The following is a 24541-nucleotide window of genomic DNA, read 5'->3' as shown; positions in this document are numbered from 1 at the left end:
GGAGATATGATGTCCAGATCCTCACGTATTGGTGAGAAGCCTTTAGTTAAATGGAGTTTAATTTCTCTTGCGCTTTTTTTCGTCGCCATTCTTTTGGTTATTCCACTGATCAGTATTTTTCAACAAGCTTTTGCAAGTGGAATTTCTACCTATTTTAATAACTTGAGTGAGCCTGATACGCTTCACGCTATTGGTTTAACTTTGATTGTGGCATTACTGACCGTGCCTATTAATTTGGTTTTTGGCGTAATGCTGGCGTGGTCGGTGACTCGATTTGATTTTATTGGTCGTAAGTTTTTAATCACTTTAATAGATATACCATTTGCGGTATCGCCAGTTGTCGCAGGTCTTTTATATTTGTTGCTATACGGTAGCAGTGGTTGGCTGGGCGAGTGGTTATATGAGCATGATTTACAAATTATGTTTGCCTGGCCGGGAATTTTACTGGTAACGGTATTTGTGACTTGCCCATTTGTGGCGCGAGAGTTGATCCCACTGATGCAGCAACAAGGCCAGTCAGATGAAGAAGCGGCCGTGATTTTAGGCGCTTCCTGGTGGCAATTATTCCGTCGCGTAACACTGCCGAATATCAAATGGGCTTTGATTTACGGTGTGATTTTGACCAATGCACGTGCGGTTGGTGAATTTGGCGCAGTAGCCGTGGTATCGGGCAATATCCGTGGTGAAACCAACACCTTACCATTACATGTTCAATTGCTGTATGAGGATTATCAATCAGAAGCGGCTTTTGCCAGTGCATCGTTATTAGCATTTATCGCATTATTAACTCTGATTTTTAAAGCCATCGTTGAGTGGCGACAAGAACGTAATCATATCAATAGTCAGCAGTCTCAACAGCAACAAGGTGAATTATGAGTATTCGTTTAAATAATATTTCCAAGCAATTTGGTAAATTTGAGGCACTTTCACCGCTCTCGTTAGATATTGAAAATGGTGAAATGATAGGGCTGTTGGGGCCTTCCGGTTCGGGTAAAACCACGTTACTGCGTATTATTGCTGGATTAGAAAATGCCAACACAGGCTCGATTCACTTTGGTGATAAAGATGTTACTAACGTTCATGTGCGCGATCGTCGCGTAGGATTCGTGTTCCAAAACTATGCGCTATTTCGTCATATGACAGTGGCGGATAATGTTGCTTTCGGCCTGCAAGTCATGGAGCGTTCTGTACGACCTAACGCTGCTGAAATCAGTAAACGAGTGAAGCAATTATTAGACATTGTGCAACTTGGCCACTTAGCCGGTCGCTATCCTGAACAACTTTCGGGTGGGCAGAAGCAGCGTATCGCTTTGGCGCGAGCATTAGCCACCAAACCAGAAGTGTTATTACTGGATGAACCTTTTGGCGCATTGGATGCAAAAGTGCGTAAAGATTTGCGCCGTTGGTTGCGTAATTTGCATGATGAACTGGGCTTTACCAGTGTATTTGTTACCCACGATCAAGATGAAGCTTTGGAGCTTTCCGACCGTGTTGTGGTAATGAGTAACGGTAAAATAGAGCAAGTGGATTCACCAGTCGAGCTTTACGCCCATCCAAATAGCCGTTTTGTGTTTGATTTCTTCGGAAATGTTAACCAATTTAAAGCCAAATGGAATAACAAACATTGGCAAGATGGAAATGCTTTTATCCTTCCCCCTATGGAGGAAAAAACGCAAAAAGATGGTGCGCTTTATATTCGAAGCCATGAAGTCAGCATTTCGGCTAAACCTAATAGCCAGGCATCACTTCCTTGTAAAGTCGTTGCGATTAACCCAGTAGGGGCAGAAGTTCGAGTGGAGTTATCGCCAGTTGGTTGGGGTTCAAATGAATTATGGGAAGCGAAATTGACGCATCAAGCATTGAATGAGCAATCATTTAATCGTGGTGATGAAGTTTATGCTACCCCACAAGTTGGCTACTTTTTTGCTGATGATGCAAAAGGTGAACCTGCGATATTACGTTGGCCATTCCTAGCACCGGGTAACTTGATGTTTGATATCTAATTAGTCTATAGCCGAGTTACGTGGATATAAATACTTTTGATTAAATAGCAAAAAGCGAGCTTATTTTGAGCTCGCTTTTTTATTCTTTCTATTGAAAGAAACCTTTTAATGACTCTGCGACTCAAACGCCAATACTTTCTGCTCTACCTTGCGGAATACGAGTGACAAGATGCCATTGACGATTAAGTAGAATGCACCGGCAATACCAAACACCGTCAAGGTGTCGTAGGTTTGAGCGTTAATGCGTTGGGCGTAGCCCATCAAATCCATAATGGTAATAGTACTGGCGAGCGATGTACCTTTAAATACCAAAATTACTTCATTGGAATAAGCCGGAATAGCTCGACGAATCGCATAAGGTAGTAGTACACCTAGTGTGGTTTTGGTGTTCATACCTAGTGCGCGACAGGCTTGCCATTGCCCTGACGGAATCGCATCAAATGCGCCTTTAAATAGTTGGGTACTGTAGGCGGCAGTGTTTAATGCTAACGCTAACATGGCGCAGAACCAAGGTTGGCTTAACCAGTTCCAGAAGAAGCTATCACGAATCCACTCAAACTGGCCGGGTCCGTAGTAAATAAGGAAGATTTGAACGAGTAGTGGTGTTCCAGTAAACAAGGTAATCAAAGCACGGCTGAACCAATGAATGACAGGCAAGCGCACGATTAACGTCATGGTCATCAGCAGTGACAAGGTACAGCCGACCAATAAGGCAGCGGCCGTTAATTCGATACTGGTTTGCAGGCCATCAAGTAGCTGCCAAACATGTTGTTCGTTCATGATTGTGCTCCTAGTGGCTGTTTCTTCTTAGGTTTACTGGAAACCATATTGGCATCTTGTAATTGATATTTTTTATTGAGAATGGCGATAACACGTTGAGTGATTAGAGTAATCACAAGGTAAACCGCTGCCGCCGTTGCATACCAGGTAAAGCTTTGGTGAGTGGCAGCGGAGGTCAATTGTGCTTGTTTGAGCAAATCGGTCACGCCAATCAGAGAAACTAAGGCGGTATCCTTTAATAGCACGAGCCATTGATTGGTTAAACCGGGTAGAGCATGACGTACTGCTTGTGGCAGGATGATTCGAATAAAAGCTCGTGGTTTTGATAAACCTAAAGCGGTGGCGGCTTCTGCTTGTCCTTTAGGAACAGCTTTAAGCGCACCACGCAAGGTCTGGGCAGCATAAGAGGCAAAGATAAGTGATAACGCGATCACCCCAGAAAGAAAGGGGCTGATCTCGATATATTCGCCAGTAATATAGAATAAAATTTGTCCTGAACCAAAGAAAATGAACAAGACAACAAGAAGCTCAGGCAACCCTCGAATTACCGTCACTAAAGCCGTCGTAGGCCAAGAGATCAATTTCAAGCGCGACATTTCGCCAGCGGCAAAGATCATAGAAAGCACCAAGCCAACAGCAAGGCTGGTAAAAGCTAACTGAATTGTCAGCCAGCTCGCGTCAATTAACGCTAGAGAGTAACCTGAGAACATCATTTATTCACTATTATTTGCTAGCAAAGTATTTATCAAAAATTGCTTTGTATTCGCCATTCTGCTTCACTTTCTCTAGTGCCGCATTGAGTTGATCTACCAATTCTTGATTGTCTTTGTTTACTGCAATACCAAAACCATTACCGAAGTATTGTTTGTTGGTAACAGGTTCGCCAACGTAGGCTAGGCCATCTTCTTTTTTGAACCATTCTGCGACTACAGCGGTATCACCAAATACACTATCAATACGGCCATTTTGCATATCAATAAACGCATCTTGGTAGCTTGCGTAAGGAACGGCTGTTACGCCTGGCATTTGATCAACTAGGTAGCTTTGGTGTGTTGAGCCATTTTGAACGCCAACACGTTTGCCCTCTAGTCCTGCTTGATCTGCGATTTTACCTTCTGCAGAAACAAATGCAGCCGCATTTTCATAATAAGCATTGGTGAAGTTTACCTGCTTCAGACGAGCTTCCGTAATATCCATTGCTGAAATTGCTGCATCGTAACGCTTAAATTTAAGAGCAGGAATTAAGCTGTCAAACGCTTGGTTGTGGAAAGTACATTTTACTTGCATTTCTTCACATAAAGCATTGGCAAGATCAATGTCAAAACCTTGAATTTCGCTGTTATCATCCATGTATTCAAACGGGGCATAAGTGGCTTCGGTGGCAAATTTGATTTCGTCTTGCGCCATCGCGTGAGTTGAAGCAAGGCCAATTAAGCTAGCAAGTAGAATTTTTTTCATTGTATAACTCCATTTATATCTGTGATTTTTTAACTAGTTGAATGTTTTTATTGTTAGGTTTTAGTGTTTTAAGTAATCGGCAAACGCTTGAGACTGTGGGTCGGTAAAGTGGCTCTTATCACCATGCTCAACCACGTAGCCTTTTTCTAAATACAACAAATGACTGGCGACTTTTTTGGCAAAATCGACTTCATGAGTCACGATAATTTGCGTGATGCCAGTTTTACTTAATTCTTTAATAATATCGACAACTTGAGAGGTGATCTCAGGGTCAAGCGCCGCTGTGGGTTCATCAAAAAGCAACACGTCAGGTTTCATCATTAATGCGCGAGCAATAGCCACACGTTGCTGTTGACCGCCAGATAACTGTAAGGGCCAGGCATCGGCTTTATCGGCGAGTTGAAGCTTGGTTAAGATCTCAATCGCTTCTTTCTTTGCCTCAGCTTTATTCATACCGGCAACTTTGACTGGCGCTTCAATCAAATTATCTAGCACACTCATGTGAGGCCATAGATTGTATTGTTGAAAAACCATGCCGACTTTTTTACGTAGCGCCATGCCTTGTTTTTCTGAAATTTGAGTAGAAAAATCAAACGACTCATTGGCAATAGAAAGCGTACCGTTGTCAGGCATTTCTAATAGGTTTAAAACACGTAGTAATGAGCTTTTTCCTGCTCCGCTTGGGCCCAGTAAAACTAAGGTGTCACCGGCCTCACACTCAAAGCTTACATTGTGTAAAACTTGGTTTGAGCCGTAAAACTTATCAATAGCGTTAATTTGAATAGTCATGCTTCCAATCTGCATTTATTGTCACTAGGTAAATATACTAATGATTGTGTGGTTTTATGCAAGAAAAATGTATATTAAATCACTCAATGAGAATAATTATCTGATTAATATCTAACCAATAGCACGCGACTGATTTCTTGCCTGAATGTGTTAATGGGAAGTTAATGTATATTATTATGGATGAGGCGTCTCGCACGGCACTTCAAATTGGTGAGTGAGTTATCAATTATGTGGTGGTAGAGAAATCAATAAGAGTCAAAGCAAACAAAAAAAGCCAAGCGGGAATCATCCACTTGGCTTAATTGTGCATTTCTAACTAACACCAGAGCGAGTAGGTATTAGTTCAATCGAGTAGAATCATTGATGAGTTCGATTAATTCATCTTCTGTTGTCGGCATTTTGGCCAACTCAACTTCGTGGTTTAAGCCACCTTTTAGCATGTAAGCTTTGGTGGTTAAGTGATCGTGGTGAAACCATTTTCCATCTAGGCACACGTCGGTGTAGCACTTTTCACATTGCTTTAGCTTCATATACTTCCCTCTTATGAAGTGATTAACATGCTGTTAACTTACGTCAGCTTTTGTTCGTCAAACTTGATTTAGATCAATTTTGTTGTGAGTGGGAGAGAGCATAGGTGAATTGTTTGAACTAGGTTGGGTTTTGGTAGGGGGACTCAATGGCGTAAAAACAAGGCACAAAATAATTAGGAATAAAAAAACCAGCAGCATGTTTCCACACTACTGGTTTGAATTTACTTTAAATGAAGTACTGCCTTTTACATAAAGACTAATTTAGCCACAAAGACTGCTGTTAATACGTACATGCAAATTGAGACGTCTTTTTGTTTGCCCGTTGCGACTTTTAAAACCGTGTAAGTAATAAAGCCTAGTGCAATACCATTAGCAATCGAGAACGTCAGCGGCATCATTAATGCAGTGATGGCTGCAGGAGCGGCATCAGTGAAGTCGTTCCATTTAATGTGTTGCATGCTGCTCATCATTACAAACGCCACATAAATCAGTGCGCCTGCAGTGGCGTATCCTGGGATCATGCCGGCCAATGGTGACACAAAGATTGCCGCAATAAATAGCAAACCAACCACGACAGAAGATAAGCCAGTTCGAGCGCCTGCTTCAACGCCTGCGGCACTTTCTACATAGCTAGTCACCGGTGGACAACCGACGCAAGAACCTGCAACGCTCGCCACACTGTCCGCTTTCAATGCTTTACGTAGATCTTTAATTTTCCCTGTGTCTTTATCCATCAAGTTAGCACGTTGAGCCACGCCCATTAGGGTGCCTGCGGTATCGAACATATTGACGAACAAGAAAGCTAAAATAACGCTAATCATCGAAATTTCTAACGCGCCTGAAATATCCATCGCCATAAAGGTTGGAGCTAGGCTAGGTGGGGTATCAAAAATTCCGTTGTATTCAACGATACCCATGAAAAAGCCAATCATGGTGACACTGAAAATACCAATTAATACTGCGCCGAATATCTTACGCTCGCTCAGCACGCTAATGATCAAAAAGCATATTGCAGCTAATACTGCACTAGGTTGTGTGAAGTCGCCTAGAGAGACTAGGGTCGCTGGGCTTTCGACTACAATGCCTGCGGTTTTTAAGCCAATTAGGCCAAGGAATAAGCCGACACCTGCGGTCATTGAGTAGCGCAAACTGTGTGGAATACTATCAATAATCCATTCACGTAAACTGCTGTAACTCATGGCAACAAATAGCACACTTGAAATGAAGACTGCACCTAATGCGACCTCCCAGCTATAACCCATTTCGCCGACAACGGTAAAGGCGAAGAATGCATTTAGCCCCATACCCGGTGCCAGCCCAACAGGCCAGTTGGCATAAAACGCCATTAGTAGAGTACCGATGGCTGCCCCGATACAAGTTGCCACAAAGAGGGCGCCTGCATCCATACCGGACGTCGCCATAATTGATGGATTGACGAAGATGATGTAAGCCATAGTGGCAAAGGTGGTTAAGCCGCCAATGATTTCAGATTTGACGGTAGTGCCATGTTGTTTGAGTTTAAACCAACGTTCGAGTAACCCTGAATTCTGACTGGAGTTATCCGCTGCTGTTTGATTGGTGTTTAAGGTTTCGCTGTTTGAATTTTCCACGGTACGTTTCCTTGTGGTTTTGCATCTACTTGTCACAACGACTTGTTAATTTGCGACTTAGATAGAAAGCTCGATACGTTTTTTAGGCGTAGCTAAGCCCTGGAGGACATCCTGATCTCCATGCATTGATAGTTAAGTTTGGAGTTAAGCGAAGTGCCGACAGCCGGCTGGCACTACGCTGAATTTATGTTGGCGGCGAAAACTAGCTGCCGCGATAGGTTGAGAAACTGTAAGGCGAGCAAAGTAGCGGCACATGGTAGTGACTGTCTTGATCGTTAATACCAAAGCGGATCGAGATGTCATCCAGAAACGGTACTTCGTCTAGCGTGACGCCTTTTTGCTTAAAGTAGCTTGCGGTGTGGAAAATAAGCTCGTATTTACCCACTTCAAAATCAGCACCTTCTAGTAGAGGCGAATCGGTTCGTCCATCAAAGTTAGTGGCGACAGTTTTGATTTTTTGCGCGCCTTGCTCAGTGATGCGAAAGAGTTCGACTTGAATATCGCAGCCCGGCAATCCATTCGCCGTATCTAAAACATGTGTTGTCAGTTTTCCCATAATTAGCTCTGCTTGTTGATGGTTAAAATAAATGGTTAGTAAATGTTGAGTGAATCAAAAAAGTTTTGTTATAAAAATGTGATCACTTAAAATTGATTATGTACACAACATTGTGTTCCGTAAAGGTGAGAGCTCAAAAAATTGGCACTAGATCATGTGTTGAAGTGGATGAGAATTTGGTAGGTTATTTATAATTTAATGATTTTAAATGTAAAAGTTTAGATTTAGTCGCTTTCATTATTCAGTAAAAAAATTTTAATATTCTTGACTTAAAAGTCAGCTTAATTTTGTTTGGCACTTCAAATAGTGCGCAGGTTAACAAGTTGTGAATAAAAATATTTGCCATGTTTTGATAATTGTATACAATTATCAAAACAAAGATTCAGGACTATTTACTGGTTTAGGTTGTATACTTTTAATGTGTACGAATCTAATTCAGATGAATTCAGTATTCAAGGATGACACGACAAAGGAGAGGTTCATGGGTAGTGAGTATCCACGCAATTTAATCGGGTATGGAAAAGATCTACCTGATGCTCAGTGGCCGAACGAGGCTCGAGTAGCGGTTTCATTTGTGCTGAACTATGAAGAAGGCGGCGAGCGCTGTACTTTGCATGGTGATGATGAGTCAGAAGCGTTTCTTTCTGAAATCATTGGTGCGCAGCCTTTCCCTAATGCTCGTCATATTAGTATGGAATCTATCTATGAATACGGTAGTCGCGCAGGTGTTTGGCGTATTCTGAAGTTATTTGAGCAATTTAACTACCCACTGACCGCTTTTGTTGTCGGCATGGCAGCCGAGCGTCATCCTGAAGTCATTCAAGAAATGGCCAATGCTGGTCATGAAATTTGCAGCCACGGTTACCGCTGGTTGGATTACCATAAAATTGACATTGATACTGAACGCGAACACATGCAAAAAGCGATCAATGTTATTAAGGAGATCACAGGTGAGCGACCGTATGGTTGGTACACTGGCCGTAATGGTGTGAATACCCGCAAGCTGGTGGCCGAAGAAGGTGGCTTCTTATATGACTCTGATGCTTATGATGATGATCTTCCTTATTGGCATACCGAAGGCCCGAAACCTCAGCTAGTGATTCCTTATACGCTTGATGTGAATGACATGCGTTTTGCGACCAACCAAGGTTTCCACACGGGTGAGCAATTCTTCCAATACTTAAAAGATGCGTTTGATACTTTGTATGAAGAAGGTGCTGAAACACCAAAAATGATGTCTGTTGGTTTGCATTGTCGTTTGATAGGTCGCCCAGGCCGTATTCAAGGCTTAAAACGCTTTATGGAATATGTGCAGCAGCATGACAAAGTTTGGGTGTGCCGTCGTTTAGATATCGCTAAACATTGGCATGAATGTCATCCGCATCCTGATCTTGTTAAGTGATTGCCGCAAGCCAGTTTCAAATATTAAGTAAAGAAAGAAGGAAGGAACCGTGACTCAATTTAAAACTTGCCAACCAAGCCAAATGACCAAAGCAGAATTTGTTGAAACCTTTGCTGATATTTATGAACACAGTCCTTGGGTTGCAGAGCGTACTTTTGATAAAGGTCTGGATTCTTCTTTTGATCAGATTGAAAAGCTGCATACGGCAATGTCACAAACCATGCTAGATGCCGCCCCACAAGAGCAACTGGATTTAATTAATGCTCACCCAGATTTAGCCGGCAAAGCGGCGGTTAATGGTGAGCTAACCGCTGCATCGACTTCAGAGCAAGCAGGGGCTGGAATTAGCCAATGTACGCCAGAAGAATTTGAACAATTTACCGATTTTAATGAGCGATACAAAGCTCGTTTTGAGTTCCCTTTTATCATGGCAGTAAAAGGGGCCAACCGTCACCAAATCTTGGCATCGTTTGCTGAGAGAATTCACAACGATAAAGAAACGGAATTTGCAACCGCGATTGCACAGATCAATAAGATCGCTTCGTTTCGACTTCAAGACATGTAACAAACAAAAATACAAAGCGGAAGACATGTAAATCATAAAAGGGAATGAGGACTGTCTGTGCCCAAACTCAACACTATTTGCGGTATTGAATAGCATTGAGGTTAATTTAATAGGGCTCAATAGAGCATAAAATAACGGAAGGGATATCATGACTGTAGACACCGCAATTTCACTGAAAGTTGAACCATTAACCAAAGAGGCATTTAAACCTTTTGGCGATGTGATTGATAAAGAAGTCAGCGATTACTTTATGATCAACAACGGTTCAACAAGACGCTATCACCGTATGGCGGATGTGGATGTGGCAGATAACGGTGGTGAACCCATCATCAGTATTTTTCAGGCAACCCCTTTAACGTACCCATTGAACATCCAAATGATGGAGCGTCATCCTTTGGGCTCTCAAGCATTTATTCCACTTCTTGGTCATCCATATTTAATTGTGGTGGCAGAGAAGGGCGAAGATTTGCAGCCACAGGCACTGAGAGCGTTTTTAAGCAATGGACGTCAAGGTGTCAATTATCACAAAGGGGTTTGGCACCATCCAGTGCTTGCACTGCAACCGGATGATCAATTTTTAATTGTTGATCGTGCTGGCGAAGGCAATAACTGTGATGAAGTGTACTTTGAACAATCAACCGAAATCATCTTGTCATTGGATAATTTACCGAGTGTGAATTAGCCGAATTACGTACAAGCAAAAGTTGATTATTTAGCCGTCTATTGAAGAGCATACCGGTTCACCATATCCCGGTTACGTATGCTCTAGACAAGGAACAGTTTAAGGAGAAAATTATGGATCCGCATATTACGGAATGGCTCAATCTCGCAATTCGCTGGGTTCACATGATCGTTGGTATCGCGTGGATTGGGGCATCATTTTACTTTGTATGGTTAGAAAATAACTTAAACCGTGTTAATCCAAAAACGGGATTGTCTGGTGATTTATGGGCGATTCACGGCGGTGGTATTTATCACCTAGAGAAATACAAATTAGCGCCACCTCAAATGCCAGAAAACCTACACTGGTTTAAGTGGGAAGCCTACTTCACTTGGATCACTGGTGTGTTGCTACTAGGTGTAGTTTACTACCTTAATGCCAATATTTACCTGATTGCTCCGGGCTCTGGTTTAAGTGTCGGTGCGGCAATTGGTATTGGTATCGCTTCGCTAGTGGGTGGTTGGATCATCTATACCTTGTTGTGTGATTCTCCGTTAGGTAAAAAGCCACTGCTATTAGGTGTCGTGTTGTTTGCCTGTCTTGTTGGTGCGGCTTATGGTTTAAGCCAAGTGTTTAGCGGCCGCGGTGCTTACATTCATGTTGGTGCGATTATCGGTACTATCATGGTGGGTAACGTATTCTTCGTGATCATGCCAGCACAGCGTAACTTGGTGAAAGCGATTGAAGACGGCACAGAGCCAGATCCTGCGTTGCCAGCCAAAGGTCTATTGCGTTCTCGTCACAATAACTACCTAACATTGCCAGTACTGTTCATTATGATCAGTAACCACTTCCCAAGCACGTATGGCTCGGAATACAACTGGTTGATTTTGGCATGTTTAGCAGTGTTCAGTATTCTCGTTCGTCACTACTTTAACACTCGTCATGGTGGTCAGAAGTTTGCGTGGGCAGTACCGGTTGCAGTACTAGGTATGATCAGCCTTGCGTTTGTGACGTCAAACAAGATGCCTAGCCTATCTGAACCAAGTGCGCCTGTTGCTCAACAAGAAGCTGCAACTACGACTGATAGTGCAACAGAAACTGCCAGTGCAGATGAAGCGGGTACCGAAGTAGCGGAAGCTTCAGTGTTTACTCAAGTGCAAAAAATCATGAATGATCGTTGTGTGGAATGTCACTCAGCCACGCCAACCAGCAACATGTTTGCAACGGCACCGGCGGGAGTAGTACTTGATACACCGGAAGAGATTCAAACCAATGCTCCACGCATTCAATCACAAGTTCAAACTCGTGTTATGCCACTTGGTAACTTAACCAAGATGACAGATGAAGAACGAGCGTTAGTGGTTGATTGGGTGAGCGATGGCGCGAAGATCTAGCCTTAATTAAATTCAGTTGTTATACCCAAGTAACTTCAAGATGTGAGTTTCAGCAAGAATAAAACAAGCTTTAGGCAAGACAAATTGAATATGATCATAGTTATTCTATCTCTGTTCAATTTAACGCTGCATAAAGCTTGTTTTAACTTGCCCTTCGGGAGCTTCATCCAAATCTTTATACCGCATCAGATTGGTTTGAAAGGTGCCTACATTCCTTCGCCAATCTTCCTTGTCTAAAGATTTGGATGATAGCTCTGAATTCTGCATCTTGAAGTCACTTGGGTATATACCTATTTGGCACCCATCGCGGTGCCATTTTTTTATCATACAAATAATTCTTTTCTGAATGTAAATGATATAGATAAAACACTAAATAAGTTCTATTCTCAAAGAGCAAGAAATCACCAACTTTCATTTAGATAAGGATAGTAAAGCTATGACGGATTCAAGGCCCATCCCACAAGAAGCATTTGATTGGTATGATGAATATGCTCACGGACTGATTGATCGACGCGAATTTTTCTCACGTTTAGGCGGTTTAGTTGCTTTAGGTTTTACCATGACGACACTCACTTCAGCTTTGTTACCGAATTATGCGTTAGCTGAGCAAGTATCGTTCAACGACCCTGAAATTGTTGGAAGCTATAAAACTTTCCCATCTCCTAAAGGGTATGGAGAAGGGCGAGGCTATTATGTGGAGCCAAAAAATAAGGAAGGAAAACTGCCGGTTGTTTTGGTGATCCATGAAAACCGTGGCTTGAATCCTTATATTGAAGATGTGGCACGCCGTTTAGCTAAAGCTGGATTTATCGCATTTGCCCCAGACGCGCTTTACAGTTTGGGTGGTTACCCGGGCAATGACGATGAAGGTCGCTCAATGCAAAGCTCTCTAGATAAAGCCAAAATCGAAGAAGATTTTATTGCCGCCGCTCAGTTTTTAAAAGCGAGTGAACGCAGTAATGGCAAATTAGGTGCGGTTGGTTTCTGTTTTGGTGGCTATATTACCAATATGCTTGCAGCAACTATTGGCGATGATTTAAGTGCAGGGGTACCGTTTTATGGCACGCCAGCGGAAAAATCAATTCGCTCAAATATCACCGCGCCTTTGGTTATTCAGTTTGCTAGCGAAGATAAGCGCGTAAATGCCACTTGGCCGGAATATGAGGAAGATTTAAAAGCCGCAAAAGTGGATTATAAAGCTTACATTTATCCGAATACTCAACACGGTTTCCATAACGATTCAACGGGACGTTATGCAGAAGAAGAAGCGGAATTAGCGTGGAGTAGAACCGTCGACTTTTTTAACCAAAAATTAGTTTAACTCCGTCTGTCTCCCATAACCAGTCTCCTATAACATAGCGTGATCAGGGCGTATGAACTCCCTGGTCACCTTATGCAGGCAACCTCAGTTTCTGGCTATTGCTTTCTCACTATCTATAAGATATTGACGACAACACCTTAAAAATTCTCTTTTTTTTATGATTATCAACTACGCTTGTTATTAAACGAACACACTTATTTAACCTCAGCTGAAGTTATTTATCTCAGAAACAGGAGTAGCTATGAATATTATTATGTTTTTAATTATCGGTGCAGTAGCTGGGTGGTTGGCCGGTCAGATCATGAAAGGCTCAGGCTTTGGCGCAATTGGTAATATCGTCATTGGTATTGTGGGATCTGTGATCGGAGGCTTCACTTTTAGCTTGCTGGGGTTATCATCAGGAGGATTAATCGGATCACTTGTCACGGCAACCGTCGGAGCGGTGATATTGCTTTATATTTCTCGACTTATTAAGTCGTAGATTGACTCGATTCATTATCCGCAATTAAGAATTATCAGCAGGCGATGCATTAATCATTGCCTGCTTTAATTTTATTAAGCCTTTTTAATATCCGCCAAAATCTGTATCGCCTTACAGCGCTTATCATGATCATACAAATCATTGGTGAAGATAAACTCATCAATACCTAACTGTTTGACCATCATTTCTAAACGATGTTTGACGGTTGCTGGGCCTCCGGTAATTGATAAAGCTAAGAAGTTATCGACATAGGCTTTTTCTTGTTCATTCCATAATCCATCCATGCTTTCTACTGGTGGTTGCAGCCATAATTCTTTACCACGAATAAGTGCTAACGCTCGTTGTTTGGTAGTGGTAGAAAGGTACTGTGCTTCCTCATCCGTTTCGGCGGCAACCAGTGGTAAACCTAGCATCACGTAAGGTTTATCGAGAACGTCTGATGGTTGAAACTCTTCCCGATAAAGCTCAATCGCATCATGCATAAAGCGCGGTGCAAAATGACCAGCAAAGGCATAAGGTAGTCCTTTTTCTGCGGCTAAACGTGCGCTGAACAAACTTGATCCAAGCAGCCAAATTGGCACGTTGGTATTTTCACCGGGCATAGCGCGAACTTGGCTAAAGCCGTTGTAAGGGCCAAGTAAGGTTTGTAGTTCTTCGACTTCGATTGGGAATTCATCGGCACGCTTTTCATCGCGATTTAGCGCACGGCTAGTGATTTGATCACTACCGGGTGCTCGTCCTACACCAAGATCAATTCGGCCAGGGTATAAACTTTCTAATGTGCCAAATTGCTCGGCAACCACTAGCGGTGGGTGATTGGGTAGCATAATGCCGCCAGAGCCTACTCGGATATTTTTAGTGCCACCGGCAATGTAACCAATGAGAACAGAAGTTGCTGCACAAACAATGCCTGCCATATTGTGGTGTTCAGCAAGCCAAAAGCGGTTATAGCCTAGCTCATCAGCCAGTTGAGCGTATTTAAGACTTTTACTCAGCGTTTCCCCAACCGTTGAATCTTGGCGCATAGGTGCTAATTCTAAGAGTGAAAAGGGAATATTGGATAAAATAGACATAGACAGCAATACCTCAGATTTTGAACAAACAAAGCATCAAAAGAAGGCGTTTAGTTTGTATTCGTAATTATGCGTGAGTGACTCACGGTGGGAGTTACTTACTTTAACAGGGTTTTTCCCAATGAATAATCATATTAGAACATAACTTCGATAGGCATTCCTTCAACCCATTGTTGTTTATCCGGAATGGTATCGAAACTAATGGTGACTTTAAGTAACGCTGGTTGTCCTTCAAATGGCTTTGCTAATTGAGGTGGGAGTTTATTTGCCATTTCCATTGGTTTAGAAATTGTGGCTGCGTACTTAGTACCATTAGGGAAAACAATAGTTACTTTGCTACCTTGCTTGGTCTTATCTATAAACTTAGGATTGACATAGCTGATCACTTTGGGTGGTACTTGTGGTGCTAAAATCAATAATACGTCATCTTGTGCAACTTGTTGATTATTGGTGATAATGACCTCTGCAATAGATGCATCAAATGGCGCTTTAATCGATAAAGTTTTTTGTTCTGCTTCTTTACGTGATTTTTCTAGTTGAAGTTGCCTTAATACTTGTGCTGTTGGGCCAGCAATTTGATTTTCAAGTGTGTTTTTTTTGATTTGGTCAAATTGGATTTTTTCATTAGTATACGATTGTTTGGCTTCACCATATAAGTTAATGATAGATGCATAATCGACTTGTGAAACTTGGCCACGCTTTTGGTAAAGGTCGTAGTTTTTCTTAATTTCGGCAATGGCATTCAAGTTACGCTTCGAATCATTGATTGAAGTGAGGTAGAGTTGATTTTCATTATCATTAGGTTGATAGCTATGTGATTTAACATAGTCAATTTCTTTAGAAAGTTGTTCTATCTCGCTATTTAATACGGGATCACTTAATTCGATGATGACTTCCCCGAATTTTACTTTTTCCCCCTCTACAATATTAATTGCTGATATGGTGGCGTTTTGTTTTGCGGTAATAACAATTGGTTCAACTGTAACTACACCAGGTTCGCTGATAACTAAATAGTTACGATAAAAAAGATAGGCCATTAGTACTAATGGACTGAGGATGAGTGTCAGCAACATATACCAACGGATTGTGTACCCACCGCGTTTGGCCTGCCCATACAGAACTTTCATACCTTGTTCTGAGTCAGGTTTTTTTTGTTTATCTAGTTGAAATTCAACTTTCATAATTAAAATCTCTTACCTTTTTTCAGTACCCACCAAGGAGCCATACTTGACTCTTCGTGACTACGTCGAAATAGTTCATTTAGGGTGGCAAATGCGGTGATAAATCGCATGACGAATTGATAGGCAGGGTATAATGGAAGCCAAATAGTGAATTGAATATCTTGTTTAGGTCGCTCTGAAATAGCACATAAATAAAGACCAAAAAAGAACAATACAATCACAAAATAAGTACTAAATATAAAGCCCAAAATGGCAACAACAAAATCGAGCGGATAGGCGTATAACATGTAGGCGGTATAAAGTGCGACCATTAATGGTAGTAATATATTTTGTAATATGCCGTAGGTGAGTGTAAATATAAAGTTGCCCCAACCAAGTAACTTTGGCGTTAGCCCTTTTTTGTGTTTTCGAAGGAATAAAAACAGTAAATCACCATCCCAACGAAGCCTTTGATCGATAAGCCCTTTGAGCGTGTTAGGCACATCAGTATGTCCAATAGCAAGTGGGGTGAAAGCTAATTTGATATTTGGATAACGCGTCTTGTATTGTTTGAAGCGCATGGTTAGGTCCAGGTCTTCTGCGGTATGAGTATCCCAACCACCGATTTTCTTTAACGTCTCTTTGCGAAACGCTCCAAATGCTCCTGAAATGTTATTTAACACTCCCCAGTTGCCCATGCCAGTTTTACCTGTTTGCATTGATAACATGTACTCAACTGCTTGCATGCGTGTTAAAAGATTATCTTTCCAATTCCTAACACGAAGACCGCCTCCACAAGCAAGAGTATGTGGTTGGTTAAATTGATTTGCGATGTGATAAGCCATGTTGTTATCAAATGAGGTGTCACCATCAACATTAATGACTAATTCATATTTAGCGTCATGTAAGCCAGCGTTGAGTGTTGAAACTCGGCCACCTCGTTGCCACTTAGGTATTACTTTTACTTGGCGTAGTGGATGGTTTTGATAAGTTTTTGCACCTATTTTGGCTGCTTGATAAGTCTCAATATTTTGGCTTGCACCATCTACAACTAATAATATTTCAATATTTGCTGGGTAAACTTGTTCAATTAAAGTGTCAATAGTGGAGCGTATCGCATGGCCTTCACTGTAACAGGTCACGATAACACTAATATTTGGATAGTAACTTGATTGCGTTTGAGCTTGTCGCTGAGTGAAAGCCCAACGAATGACACCTGTGATCACTAGTAAGCTAAGTGGTAACTCAATGATAATAAACATAGGAAATAATACCATCCAGACCATCAGATTGTCTGACAATGGCTCGATGATGCTCAACCATAAAAAATATAATTTATTCATACTCTATCTCGTTCAATCGACTTTGCAGCCAAGAGTGAGCATCATTATTTAATTCCGTATTCGGTAAACTCCAAGAATATACTTTCAAGATGAAGTCTTGCTCTTCCATGGCTTGTGCTATTTGTACGATTTTATTTTGTAATACAGATAAAGATTTTAGTGGTGTCATAGGCATGAATATGAAAATTAAATCTTCACGATATTGGCAGCATAAATCAGTACTGCGTAAAACGCCGTTTAACCTTTCATTTAATTGTTCATTCAAAGCCATTGCTTTACGAAAGCTTATTTTCTGTTTGACGTCGTTTAACTTCGGAAGGTGTAAAGACATTAATAAATGTGTTTGTTCATGGCGTATCGCTAATTTATTTAACCAAGGTAATAAGCTATGCAAGGTGTTGATGTCCGTGTCACCTTGTAAATTCAGTGGTGGGAGTGATAAAAAACCTTTCTCAAGGATAATATGATCCAACATATTTCCCATACGATATTGATGATGTTGGCTAACGCTTAGCTCATTGATATCGTTCGGGAGGTCGCAATTGAAGCATCGTGCAATAGTATGAGAATCAATGAATTGAGCATGACATTGATTACATTGGTGAGTTTCTAATGGACGATCATAATCAACACCAATATGCCTTAATTGAGATAAACATTTTGGGCATTCTAGTTTGTTATTACGTTCAAACATGTTTTGAGCAGCAACATGACCACAGGTAAAGCAGTGCAAGAATAATTGATTGTTGATATCTACACTTTGGCACGTAGGACAAGTTTCAACATAATTTAAATGACCACTATGGCACGAACGGCAGTGACGAGTTCGATCGATAAGTTTTTCTTGTTCTAAGATATTTTGCTTCGTCTTGGTGTCAATAAAATTTGTTGTTGAAGTTAGAGTTGGATAGTAGCAGTTGAGTAAAGGGTAGCTATATAACTGTCCATCATGAGAGCGTACCGGTGTAAGTCGTCTGTCAGGATTGAGCCAGAGCCAGATAAACATTGGATTGAGATCCACTTTATCAATAAATACTAAACGTTCTTGAAATTGCTCCCACAGCGTAGCCCATTCACTTTCCGGCCAAATACCATCTGAGAGTACTTTTGATAAAAGACTTTCTTGTAATACATAGATTTGCCAGTTGTAAAAACGACCAGATTGGTGAAGTTGTTTAAGTATGGTATCTAATTCATCGGTAGGAAAATCAATAATACAAACGCCAGGAGCATAATTTGCTAATGCTTCGATACTATCAACTTGTTGCATGGTTTCATTGTTAACCATAGTTTGCGTGTGGTGAGTGAATAACAGTGGTAACGTTTGCATCCTTGACCTCTTTTTTTTGTTATATTTCACATGGATGTCATTTTTTGTTCGATGAAAATATACAGATTGGCAGGGAGTTTTGTCTTTTGGTTAATAATAGTTTTTTCTATTAATCTTAAAAATAAGAATAGTACACAGTTTAAATTTACGAGATATAAATATAGTTAACGATTACTTTTTCAGCAGCTATTATTGACATAATGAAAAACCATTAGAAAAAATAATGATTTATTTGAAAAAATTCACTTTAAGAACCTATCCTTAAGTGGTAGGTTCGCGCCCGCTGCGAATCTAACTTGTGGGCATATAAGGAAAACAATTATGAAAAAAAGATATGTTGCCATCATCGTTTTAATCGGTGTGGTAATTGGCTGGATTACATTTGGGGGAACCCAAGCGGTACTTCATGCCACCTCAACCACTGAATTTTGTGTCTCTTGCCACACTATGGAAAAACCTTTTCATGAGTATCAAGGTTCAGTTCACTTCAGTAATAGTAAAGGTGTGAGAGCTGAATGTGCCGATTGTCATATTCCAACTCATAATACTGTTGACTACCTTTGGACGAAAATTCGTGCATCTAAAGATATCTATCACGAGTTTGTCACTGGCAAAATTGATACCGACGAAAAATACGAAGAACACCGCTTAGAAATGGCGCAAACGGTCTGGGATCAATTAAAAGCGAATGACTCTGCGACTTGTCGTTCATGTCACAGCTTTGATGCGATGGAAGTATACGACCAACCACAAGGTGCGCGCGAAATGCACATGGCTGCGCAAAAAGATGGCCAAACGTGTATTGATTGTCACAAAGGTGTTGCTCATATGGCCCCACAAATGAAGTTAGATACTTCTGAGTTTGACCACCTAATTGACCTTGCGAAGAAAACACCAGCTGAAACCAAAGAAGTGTATACATTAAATGCAGTTAAAATGGGTGACTTAGCGACAATCAACCCTACAACCGCGCTTAATGTAGAGAAAGCGGATGGCGCTAAACGTTCAGTGAAGCTTTCTGGTTACCAAATGAAAGGTGCAGAGCAAATCTTGTACTTCGATAATGGTAAACGTGCCATTTTGGCAAGCTTGACTGAAAACGGTCAAAAAGCCTTGAAAGTCGGTGAGTACGAAAAAGATCACTATGGTAACGAATGGCGCAGTGCAACTTTAACGGGTGAAATTGAGAGTCCGGTTCTTGCTTCTCGTGAGCCTATTTGGAAATACGCGAAAGACCTAGATAACGTTTATTGTTCAACCTGTCACGCTAAGATCCCAACCAATCACTTTACTGTGAATGCTTGGCCATCAGTTATTAAAACGATGGGCTCTCGTACTGATATTTCAGCGGCGAACTTAGAAATTTTAACTAAATACTTCCAATATCATGCGAAAGATATGAAGGGACAGGAGTAAGAATAATGAGCAATATGAATATCTCCCGTCGTGGGTTTTTAAAAGGGGCAAGTGCGTCTGCTGGTGCATTAGCCATTAGCAGCATTGTGCCGCTTCCTGCTTCAGCGAATACCAATATTAGTGACCGTGGTTATGTTATCACTGCTGGTCGTATGGGTATTTTGAAAGCCAAAGTAGAAGATGGAAAATTAGTAGAAACCACCAATGCATTACCGCAAACCGTGGTTAATCACCTGCAATCGACTGGTCCTTCTCAGGTTTACACTCAAGCTCGTATTAAATACCCAATGGTGCGTAAAGGCTTTTTAGAAAACCCAGAAAACCCAACCGGCGTACGTGGTCAAGATGAATACGTTCGTGTTTCTTGGGATGAAGCTTTAAAACTGGCTAACGAACAGCATATGCGTATTCGTAATACATACGGAGCAGAAGCGATCTATGCAGGTTCATACGGTTGGCGTTCAAGTGGCGTACTGCACGATGCACGTACATTGCTACAACGTTACATGAGCTTGGCTGGTGGCTATGTTGGCTATCTTGGTGACTACTCGACAGGTGCGGCTCAGGTGATCATGCCGTATGTTGTCGGTTCGATTGAAGTTTATGAGCAACAGACAACTTACCCAGTTGTTATGGAGCATTCTGATGTGGTTGTGCTTTGGGGCATGAACCCAATGAACACACTTGAAATCGCGTGGACAGCAAATGATGGCCAAGGTTTAGAGTTCTTCCATCAGTTGAAAAAATCAGGCAAGACCATTATTGCTATTGACCCGATTCGTTCTGAAACGATTAATTTCTTCGGTGAAAATGCACAATGGATCGCACCAAACCCAATGACCGATGTGGCATTGGCGATGGGTATTGCGCATACATTAGTGAAAAACAAGCAACATGATGAGAAGTTCTTAAGCAAGTACGCTCAAGGCTTTGAACAATTCAATCAGTACCTACAAGGTGAAACTGACGGCGTTGCAAAAGATTCTGTATGGGCGGAAAAAATCACTGGCGTACCGGCAAAACAAATTGAAGTATTAGCGGATATCTTCTCTAAAAATCGCACCATGTTAATGGCCGGTTGGGGTATTCAGCGTCAGCAATTTGGCGAACAACGTCACTGGATGATCACAACACTTGCGGCAATGCTAGGCCAAATTGGTCTACCTGGCGGTGGTTTTGGTTTCTCTTACCATTACTCAAACGGTGGTAACCCTGCGCGTGATGCGGGTGTATTACCGGCTATGACGGCCACAATTGATGAAAACTTTACTGCTGGCCTCAACGTAGGCAGTGTGGTGGAAGCTTTCCCAGTTGCTCGTATTGTTGAAGCAATGGAAAACCCAGGCAAGCAATACCAGCACAATGGCCAAACTCGTACTTTCCCGCATGTTCGTATGCTTTGGACTGCTGGCGGTGCTAACTTTACGCAGCATCAAGATACCAACCGTTTAGTGAAAGCGTGGAACAAGCTGGATGTTGTTGTGATCAATGAGATCTACTGGACAGCTGCGGCGAAACACGCGGATATCGTATTCCCTATCACCACTAGCTTTGAACGTAACGACATGGCGATGGTTGGGGATTACAGTAACCAGTTCATTACACCAATGAGACAAGCCGTTGAACCTGAAGGTGAAGCGAAGAGCGACTTTGAAGTGTTTGCTTCTTTGTCTGAGCACCTATTTAAAGGTGGTCGTCGCGTTTATACCGAAGATCGTGAAGAAATGGATTGGCTACGTGACTTCTATAAGAAAGCACAAAAAGGTGGCCGTAACGCTCGTGTTCCAATGCCTAACTTTAGTAAGTTCTGGGAAGCGAACGAATACTTGGAAATGAAGTGGAATGAAGAATCGGCTAAATTTGTTCGTTTCGCTGACTTCCGTAAAGATCCTGTGCTTAACCCACTAGGTACTCCAAGTGGTAAAATTGAAATTTACTCCAAAACCCTAGAAGGCTATGGCCTAAAAGACTGTCCAGCACACCCAACATGGTTAGAGCCTACCGAATACACAGGTTCTGCTAAAGAAGGTGAGCTACAGTTAATGACTGCGCACTCAGCCTACCGTTTACACAGTCAGTTCAACTATGCTGACATCCGTAAAGAGTATGCGATTGCCGGTAAAGAGCCTATCTTGATCAACAAAGAAGATGCGGCAAAACGCGGCATTAAAGCAGGCGACATTGTTCGTGTGTTTAACCAACGTGGTCAAGTTCTAGCGGGTGCTGATGTCACTGACGGCATTAAGCAAGGTTCGGTATGTATCCATGAAGGTGCATGGCCAGACTTTGATCCTAAATTAGGTATTTGTCGTAACGGTGGTCCAAACGTACTGACGTTGGATATTCCAACTTCTCGTCTTGCTAATGGCTGTGCAGCAAACTCAGCGTTAGTAAAAATTGAGAAGTGGATAGGCGATGCGCTTGAAACACAAGCCTTCTTACCGCCAAAAGGTGCAGATGCTTAATCGCTAAGTTTAGATCTTAATAATACTAAGTTCCGAATAATAAAAATCCGAGTCAAATGGCTCGGATTTTTTTATGTCCTTAAAACAGAACCCCAAGCTCTTTTAAGTCTTTTTCACACTGTTCTGCAGTTAGAAATTGGATCGCATACATACCAACATTTTCTGCTCCCTTCACATTGTTTGGCATATCATCAAGAAATACGGTTTCTTTTGCCTGTAAAGAATATTGATTCAATAGGGAATGGTAGATTTCAGCTTGTGGTTTTAATACACCGAGCTCGGCCGAGACTATTGTGCCATCAAATTCAGACCAGAAAGAGTAGGTAGATTTTAAGTGTTCGACAATATCGGTTACGTTATCGGTCAATGCGTAAACGTTATAGCCGGCACCTTTAACTCGGTTGAGTAAATCAATTGAGCCATACAATAAGATTTGAGTTTGTTTTACGTAGTAGAAGAGTCGCTCACACTCTAATTCGGAAAGCGCAATAGACTGCTGGTAGAGTGATTTAGCCTCTTGCTCCGTGATTTTTCCTTTATTTAAATCTAGCCAAATTTCACTTTGAAAAATTGAATTACAGCGCGGTTGAAGATCATTAACCTCGCCAAAAGTAAGGCGAGTAATTTCTAATGGCGACCAGCGAACGATGACATTACCGATATCAAATACGACATTTTTGATGTTTTTGGATTGCATTGACTTTCCTCTTTCACGACGATCTGTTGGCATTTAGTTTAGCCAAAGCGCAGCAAAGTATTGTCAATAAAATCTAACTGTTTCGATGGCTATCTTGTTTTTGTTTATAAAAATAATACCCACCAATTAATGCCGCCATAGCACTACTTAGTGCACCTAAAGCGAGTGACCATCTTGGGCCGTAATGATCGGCTATCCAACCAACAATCGGCGCTCCAATTGGCGTACACCCCATTGCAATAGCCATACGTATCGCTATTACTCTGCCCCGCATGCTTGGTTCGGTAGTCAGCTGTAATAAGCTATTGCTGGATGTGTTAAAAGTTTGAACTGAAATGCCGATTAACATAAGTGTTGCGCCAAATAACCAATAGTTGGGGCTAATCGCTGCTACCGCAAACCCTATGGTGAGTACCGTACAGCCGACGACTAAAGATCGCATATTTGGCCCTTCACTTCTGGCTGAAAATAATGCCCCAGCAACCGAGCCTACTGCCATTAATGTGGTTAACAAACCAAAATGCCCAACTCCAACATCAAATACTTTCACTGCCATAGTTGAAATGAAAATTGGGAAGTTAAGCGCAAAGGTGCCAATCATAAATAGCATAAAGAAAATGGTGCGTAGGTCAGGGCGATTCCATGAATATTGGAAGCCTTTTAGTAATGCACCTGGCCCTTTAGCACTACGTGTACTTGGGTGTAATTCATCAAGTTTGAAATGAAAGAGTGAAAAGATCACGCCGATAAATGAAAGTGCATTGACGATAAATACCCAGCCAGTGCCAATGCCTGCGATAAGTAACGCCGCCAGAGAAGGGCCGATCATGCGAGCTGAGTTAAATGAGGTCGAGTTGAGTGCAACCGCGTTAGATAGATCTTTATCACTGACGAGTTCTGTCACAAAGGTTTGTCTGACCGGCGCATCAATCGCGGTAGTACAGCCTAAAATGAAAGCAAAAATATACACATGCCAAAGTTCAATATGGCCAGTTAAGGTAAGAATGCCGAGTAATAGCGGTAATAGAGCCAATAATGATTGAGTGATGATCAGCACTTTTCTACGGTCAAACTGATCGGCAATGTAACCTGAAAATGGCAGTAATAAGGCATGCGGGCCAAATTGCAAAGACATTACAATACCGACAGCGGTGGCATTATGCTGAGTCAGTTCTGTCAGTACCAACCAATCTTGAGCGGTACGCTGCATCCACGTACCAATGTTAGAGACCAATGCACCGATGGCCCACAGGCGGTAGTTAAAGAACCTTAAAGAGCGAAACGTGGCTTTAAATGCCGAAGCCATAACAGACCTTATTGAAAAGTGAGTGTGTGAAGAAGTTCACAAAAGGAGGGATATGTTACTCCGATAGACAGAGAAGCCCAAATTCCAAAAACATCTTAAAATAGGCATCATTATGACGAAAGGGCACTAAGATAGATTAATCTTAATGAAGCTGCGATGACCCGAGGAAAAAAGTCACGCTCAAGTGCTTTCAAGGGT

The 24541-nt window shown here is 41.7% G+C and carries 23 protein-coding genes; 10 read left to right on the top strand and 13 right to left on the bottom strand.

Annotated elements, in window-relative coordinates:
* Nucleotides 1-9: 9 nt before the first annotated feature.
* Nucleotides 10-876: a sulfate ABC transporter permease subunit CysW gene (gene cysW / locus L3V25_RS00325; protein ID WP_237293542.1), complete on the top strand. Its 867-nt coding sequence runs from the start codon at nucleotides 10-12 to the stop codon at nucleotides 874-876.
* Nucleotides 873-2003, top strand: a complete 1131-nt coding sequence (locus L3V25_RS00320) for a sulfate/molybdate ABC transporter ATP-binding protein (RefSeq protein ID WP_237293541.1) — start codon at nucleotides 873-875, stop codon at nucleotides 2001-2003. The genes cysW and L3V25_RS00320 overlap by 4 nt, the downstream gene beginning before the upstream one ends.
* Nucleotides 2004-2108: 105 nt before the next feature.
* On the opposite strand, the gene artM is transcribed toward L3V25_RS00320, so the two are convergent.
* The 7 genes from artM to uraH form a co-directional block, all read right to left on the bottom strand.
* Nucleotides 2109-2783: an arginine ABC transporter permease ArtM gene (artM, locus tag L3V25_RS00315; protein WP_237293540.1), complete on the bottom strand. Its 675-nt coding sequence runs from the start codon at nucleotides 2781-2783 to the stop codon at nucleotides 2109-2111.
* Nucleotides 2780-3496 carry an arginine ABC transporter permease ArtQ gene (gene artQ, locus L3V25_RS00310; protein WP_237293539.1) on the bottom strand — a complete coding sequence of 239 codons (717 nt, stop codon included), beginning with the start codon at nucleotides 3494-3496 and terminating at the stop codon, nucleotides 2780-2782. The genes artM and artQ overlap by 4 nt, the downstream gene beginning before the upstream one ends.
* 10 nt (nucleotides 3497-3506) lie before the next feature.
* Complete coding sequence (locus L3V25_RS00305) at nucleotides 3507-4241, bottom strand: arginine ABC transporter substrate-binding protein (RefSeq protein WP_237293538.1); 735 nt, start codon at nucleotides 4239-4241, stop codon at nucleotides 3507-3509.
* Between the two features lie 60 nt (nucleotides 4242-4301).
* Nucleotides 4302-5030: an arginine ABC transporter ATP-binding protein ArtP gene (artP, locus tag L3V25_RS00300; protein ID WP_346656326.1), complete on the bottom strand. Its 729-nt coding sequence runs from the start codon at nucleotides 5028-5030 to the stop codon at nucleotides 4302-4304.
* A gap of 338 nt (nucleotides 5031-5368) precedes the next feature.
* Nucleotides 5369-5560 carry a hypothetical protein gene (locus L3V25_RS00295; protein WP_027695724.1) on the bottom strand — a complete coding sequence of 64 codons (192 nt, stop codon included), beginning with the start codon at nucleotides 5558-5560 and terminating at the stop codon, nucleotides 5369-5371.
* A gap of 245 nt (nucleotides 5561-5805) precedes the next feature.
* Nucleotides 5806-7044, bottom strand: a complete 1239-nt coding sequence (locus tag L3V25_RS00290) for an NCS2 family permease (protein WP_237294311.1) — start codon at nucleotides 7042-7044, stop codon at nucleotides 5806-5808.
* Nucleotides 7045-7372: 328 nt separating this feature from the next.
* Nucleotides 7373-7726 carry a hydroxyisourate hydrolase gene (gene uraH, locus L3V25_RS00285; protein ID WP_027695732.1) on the bottom strand — a complete coding sequence of 118 codons (354 nt, stop codon included), beginning with the start codon at nucleotides 7724-7726 and terminating at the stop codon, nucleotides 7373-7375.
* 481 nt (nucleotides 7727-8207) lie between these two features.
* On the opposite strand from uraH, the gene puuE reads away from it, so the two are divergent.
* The 6 genes from puuE to L3V25_RS00255 all read left to right on the top strand — a co-directional run bounded on the left by puuE (nucleotide 8208) and on the right by L3V25_RS00255 (nucleotide 13553).
* Entirely contained in the window at nucleotides 8208-9128 is a 921-nt protein-coding gene (puuE, locus tag L3V25_RS00280) for an allantoinase PuuE (RefSeq protein WP_027695733.1), read from the top strand.
* A gap of 49 nt (nucleotides 9129-9177) precedes the next feature.
* A complete protein-coding gene (uraD, locus tag L3V25_RS00275) occupies nucleotides 9178-9693 on the top strand; it encodes a 2-oxo-4-hydroxy-4-carboxy-5-ureidoimidazoline decarboxylase (RefSeq protein WP_237293536.1) in 516 nt (171 codons plus the stop codon).
* 148 nt (nucleotides 9694-9841) lie between these two features.
* On the top strand, nucleotides 9842-10375 hold the full coding sequence (locus L3V25_RS00270) for an ureidoglycolate lyase (protein WP_027695735.1): 534 nt from the start codon (nucleotides 9842-9844) through the stop codon (nucleotides 10373-10375).
* A 113-nt stretch (nucleotides 10376-10488) separates the two neighbouring features.
* On the top strand, nucleotides 10489-11751 hold the full coding sequence (locus tag L3V25_RS00265; protein WP_237293535.1) for a urate hydroxylase PuuD: 1263 nt from the start codon (nucleotides 10489-10491) through the stop codon (nucleotides 11749-11751).
* Nucleotides 11752-12187: 436 nt separating this feature from the next.
* Entirely contained in the window at nucleotides 12188-13072 is an 885-nt protein-coding gene (locus tag L3V25_RS00260; protein ID WP_237293534.1) for a dienelactone hydrolase family protein, read from the top strand.
* Nucleotides 13073-13313: 241 nt separating this feature from the next.
* On the top strand, nucleotides 13314-13553 hold the full coding sequence (locus L3V25_RS00255) for a GlsB/YeaQ/YmgE family stress response membrane protein (protein ID WP_237293533.1): 240 nt from the start codon (nucleotides 13314-13316) through the stop codon (nucleotides 13551-13553).
* Between the two features lie 74 nt (nucleotides 13554-13627).
* Here the strand turns inward: L3V25_RS00255 and L3V25_RS00250 are convergent, their stop codons facing one another.
* The 4 genes from L3V25_RS00250 to L3V25_RS00235 all read right to left on the bottom strand — a co-directional run bounded on the left by L3V25_RS00250 (nucleotide 13628) and on the right by L3V25_RS00235 (nucleotide 18459).
* The gene (locus L3V25_RS00250) at nucleotides 13628-14626 is read right to left on the bottom strand and encodes an LLM class flavin-dependent oxidoreductase (protein WP_237293532.1); all 999 of its coding nucleotides are present in this window, start codon (nucleotides 14624-14626) and stop codon (nucleotides 13628-13630) included.
* Between the two features lie 134 nt (nucleotides 14627-14760).
* Complete coding sequence (locus L3V25_RS00245; protein WP_237293531.1) at nucleotides 14761-15807, bottom strand: biotin/lipoyl-binding protein; 1047 nt, start codon at nucleotides 15805-15807, stop codon at nucleotides 14761-14763.
* A 2-nt stretch (nucleotides 15808-15809) separates the two neighbouring features.
* The gene (locus L3V25_RS00240; protein ID WP_237293530.1) at nucleotides 15810-17129 is read right to left on the bottom strand and encodes a glycosyltransferase; all 1320 of its coding nucleotides are present in this window, start codon (nucleotides 17127-17129) and stop codon (nucleotides 15810-15812) included.
* Complete coding sequence (locus L3V25_RS00235; RefSeq protein ID WP_237293529.1) at nucleotides 17122-18459, bottom strand: diguanylate cyclase; 1338 nt, start codon at nucleotides 18457-18459, stop codon at nucleotides 17122-17124. Before L3V25_RS00235 ends, L3V25_RS00240 begins: the two co-directional genes overlap by 8 nt.
* Before the next feature lie 321 nt (nucleotides 18460-18780).
* Here L3V25_RS00235 and L3V25_RS00230 point away from each other — a divergent pair, with 321 nt between their 5' ends.
* The gene (locus L3V25_RS00230; RefSeq protein ID WP_237293528.1) at nucleotides 18781-19875 is read left to right on the top strand and encodes a NapC/NirT family cytochrome c; all 1095 of its coding nucleotides are present in this window, start codon (nucleotides 18781-18783) and stop codon (nucleotides 19873-19875) included.
* A gap of 5 nt (nucleotides 19876-19880) precedes the next feature.
* Entirely contained in the window at nucleotides 19881-22340 is a 2460-nt protein-coding gene (locus L3V25_RS00225) for a molybdopterin guanine dinucleotide-containing S/N-oxide reductase (protein WP_276574032.1), read from the top strand.
* A gap of 79 nt (nucleotides 22341-22419) precedes the next feature.
* Here the strand turns inward: L3V25_RS00225 and L3V25_RS00220 are convergent, their stop codons facing one another.
* On the bottom strand, nucleotides 22420-23037 hold the full coding sequence (locus L3V25_RS00220; protein ID WP_237293527.1) for an HAD family phosphatase: 618 nt from the start codon (nucleotides 23035-23037) through the stop codon (nucleotides 22420-22422).
* A gap of 73 nt (nucleotides 23038-23110) precedes the next feature.
* The gene (locus tag L3V25_RS00215; protein WP_237293526.1) at nucleotides 23111-24343 is read right to left on the bottom strand and encodes an MFS transporter; all 1233 of its coding nucleotides are present in this window, start codon (nucleotides 24341-24343) and stop codon (nucleotides 23111-23113) included.
* Nucleotides 24344-24541: the final 198 nt, after the last annotated feature.

The sequence above is a fragment of the Vibrio sp. CK2-1 genome, from assembly GCF_021726515.1.
GTDB lineage: Bacteria > Pseudomonadota > Gammaproteobacteria > Enterobacterales > Vibrionaceae > Vibrio.
The sequence above is the reverse complement of the archived record's forward strand: the minus strand, read 5'-3'. Positions and strand labels throughout refer to the sequence as shown.

Bases quoted from the DNA above. Each gene is read 5' to 3' on its own strand.
- puuE (WP_027695733.1), top strand. From the start codon at position 8,208: ATGGGTAGTGAGTATCCACGCAATTTAATCGGGTATGGAAAAGATCTA.
- L3V25_RS00240 (WP_237293530.1), bottom strand. From the start codon at position 17,129: ATGAATAAATTATATTTTTTATGGTTGAGCATCATCGAGCCATTGTCA.
- L3V25_RS00235 (WP_237293529.1), bottom strand. From the start codon at position 18,459: ATGCAAACGTTACCACTGTTATTCACTCACCACACGCAAACTATGGTT.
- L3V25_RS00260 (WP_237293534.1), top strand. From the start codon at position 12,188: ATGACGGATTCAAGGCCCATCCCACAAGAAGCATTTGATTGGTATGAT.
- L3V25_RS00265 (WP_237293535.1), top strand. From the start codon at position 10,489: ATGGATCCGCATATTACGGAATGGCTCAATCTCGCAATTCGCTGGGTT.
- L3V25_RS00255 (WP_237293533.1), top strand. From the start codon at position 13,314: ATGAATATTATTATGTTTTTAATTATCGGTGCAGTAGCTGGGTGGTTG.
- L3V25_RS00215 (WP_237293526.1), bottom strand. From the start codon at position 24,343: ATGGCTTCGGCATTTAAAGCCACGTTTCGCTCTTTAAGGTTCTTTAAC.
- L3V25_RS00270 (WP_027695735.1), top strand. From the start codon at position 9,842: ATGACTGTAGACACCGCAATTTCACTGAAAGTTGAACCATTAACCAAA.
- cysW (WP_237293542.1), top strand. From the start codon at position 10: ATGTCCAGATCCTCACGTATTGGTGAGAAGCCTTTAGTTAAATGGAGT.
- artM (WP_237293540.1), bottom strand. From the start codon at position 2,783: ATGAACGAACAACATGTTTGGCAGCTACTTGATGGCCTGCAAACCAGT.
- L3V25_RS00320 (WP_237293541.1), top strand. From the start codon at position 873: ATGAGTATTCGTTTAAATAATATTTCCAAGCAATTTGGTAAATTTGAG.
- L3V25_RS00250 (WP_237293532.1), bottom strand. From the start codon at position 14,626: ATGTCTATTTTATCCAATATTCCCTTTTCACTCTTAGAATTAGCACCT.
- L3V25_RS00245 (WP_237293531.1), bottom strand. From the start codon at position 15,807: ATGAAAGTTGAATTTCAACTAGATAAACAAAAAAAACCTGACTCAGAA.
- uraH (WP_027695732.1), bottom strand. From the start codon at position 7,726: ATGGGAAAACTGACAACACATGTTTTAGATACGGCGAATGGATTGCCG.
- artQ (WP_237293539.1), bottom strand. From the start codon at position 3,496: ATGATGTTCTCAGGTTACTCTCTAGCGTTAATTGACGCGAGCTGGCTG.
- L3V25_RS00305 (WP_237293538.1), bottom strand. From the start codon at position 4,241: ATGAAAAAAATTCTACTTGCTAGCTTAATTGGCCTTGCTTCAACTCAC.
- L3V25_RS00220 (WP_237293527.1), bottom strand. From the start codon at position 23,037: ATGCAATCCAAAAACATCAAAAATGTCGTATTTGATATCGGTAATGTC.
- L3V25_RS00225 (WP_276574032.1), top strand. From the start codon at position 19,881: ATGAGCAATATGAATATCTCCCGTCGTGGGTTTTTAAAAGGGGCAAGT.
- L3V25_RS00230 (WP_237293528.1), top strand. From the start codon at position 18,781: ATGAAAAAAAGATATGTTGCCATCATCGTTTTAATCGGTGTGGTAATT.
- L3V25_RS00295 (WP_027695724.1), bottom strand. From the start codon at position 5,560: ATGAAGCTAAAGCAATGTGAAAAGTGCTACACCGACGTGTGCCTAGAT.
- artP (WP_346656326.1), bottom strand. From the start codon at position 5,030: ATGACTATTCAAATTAACGCTATTGATAAGTTTTACGGCTCAAACCAA.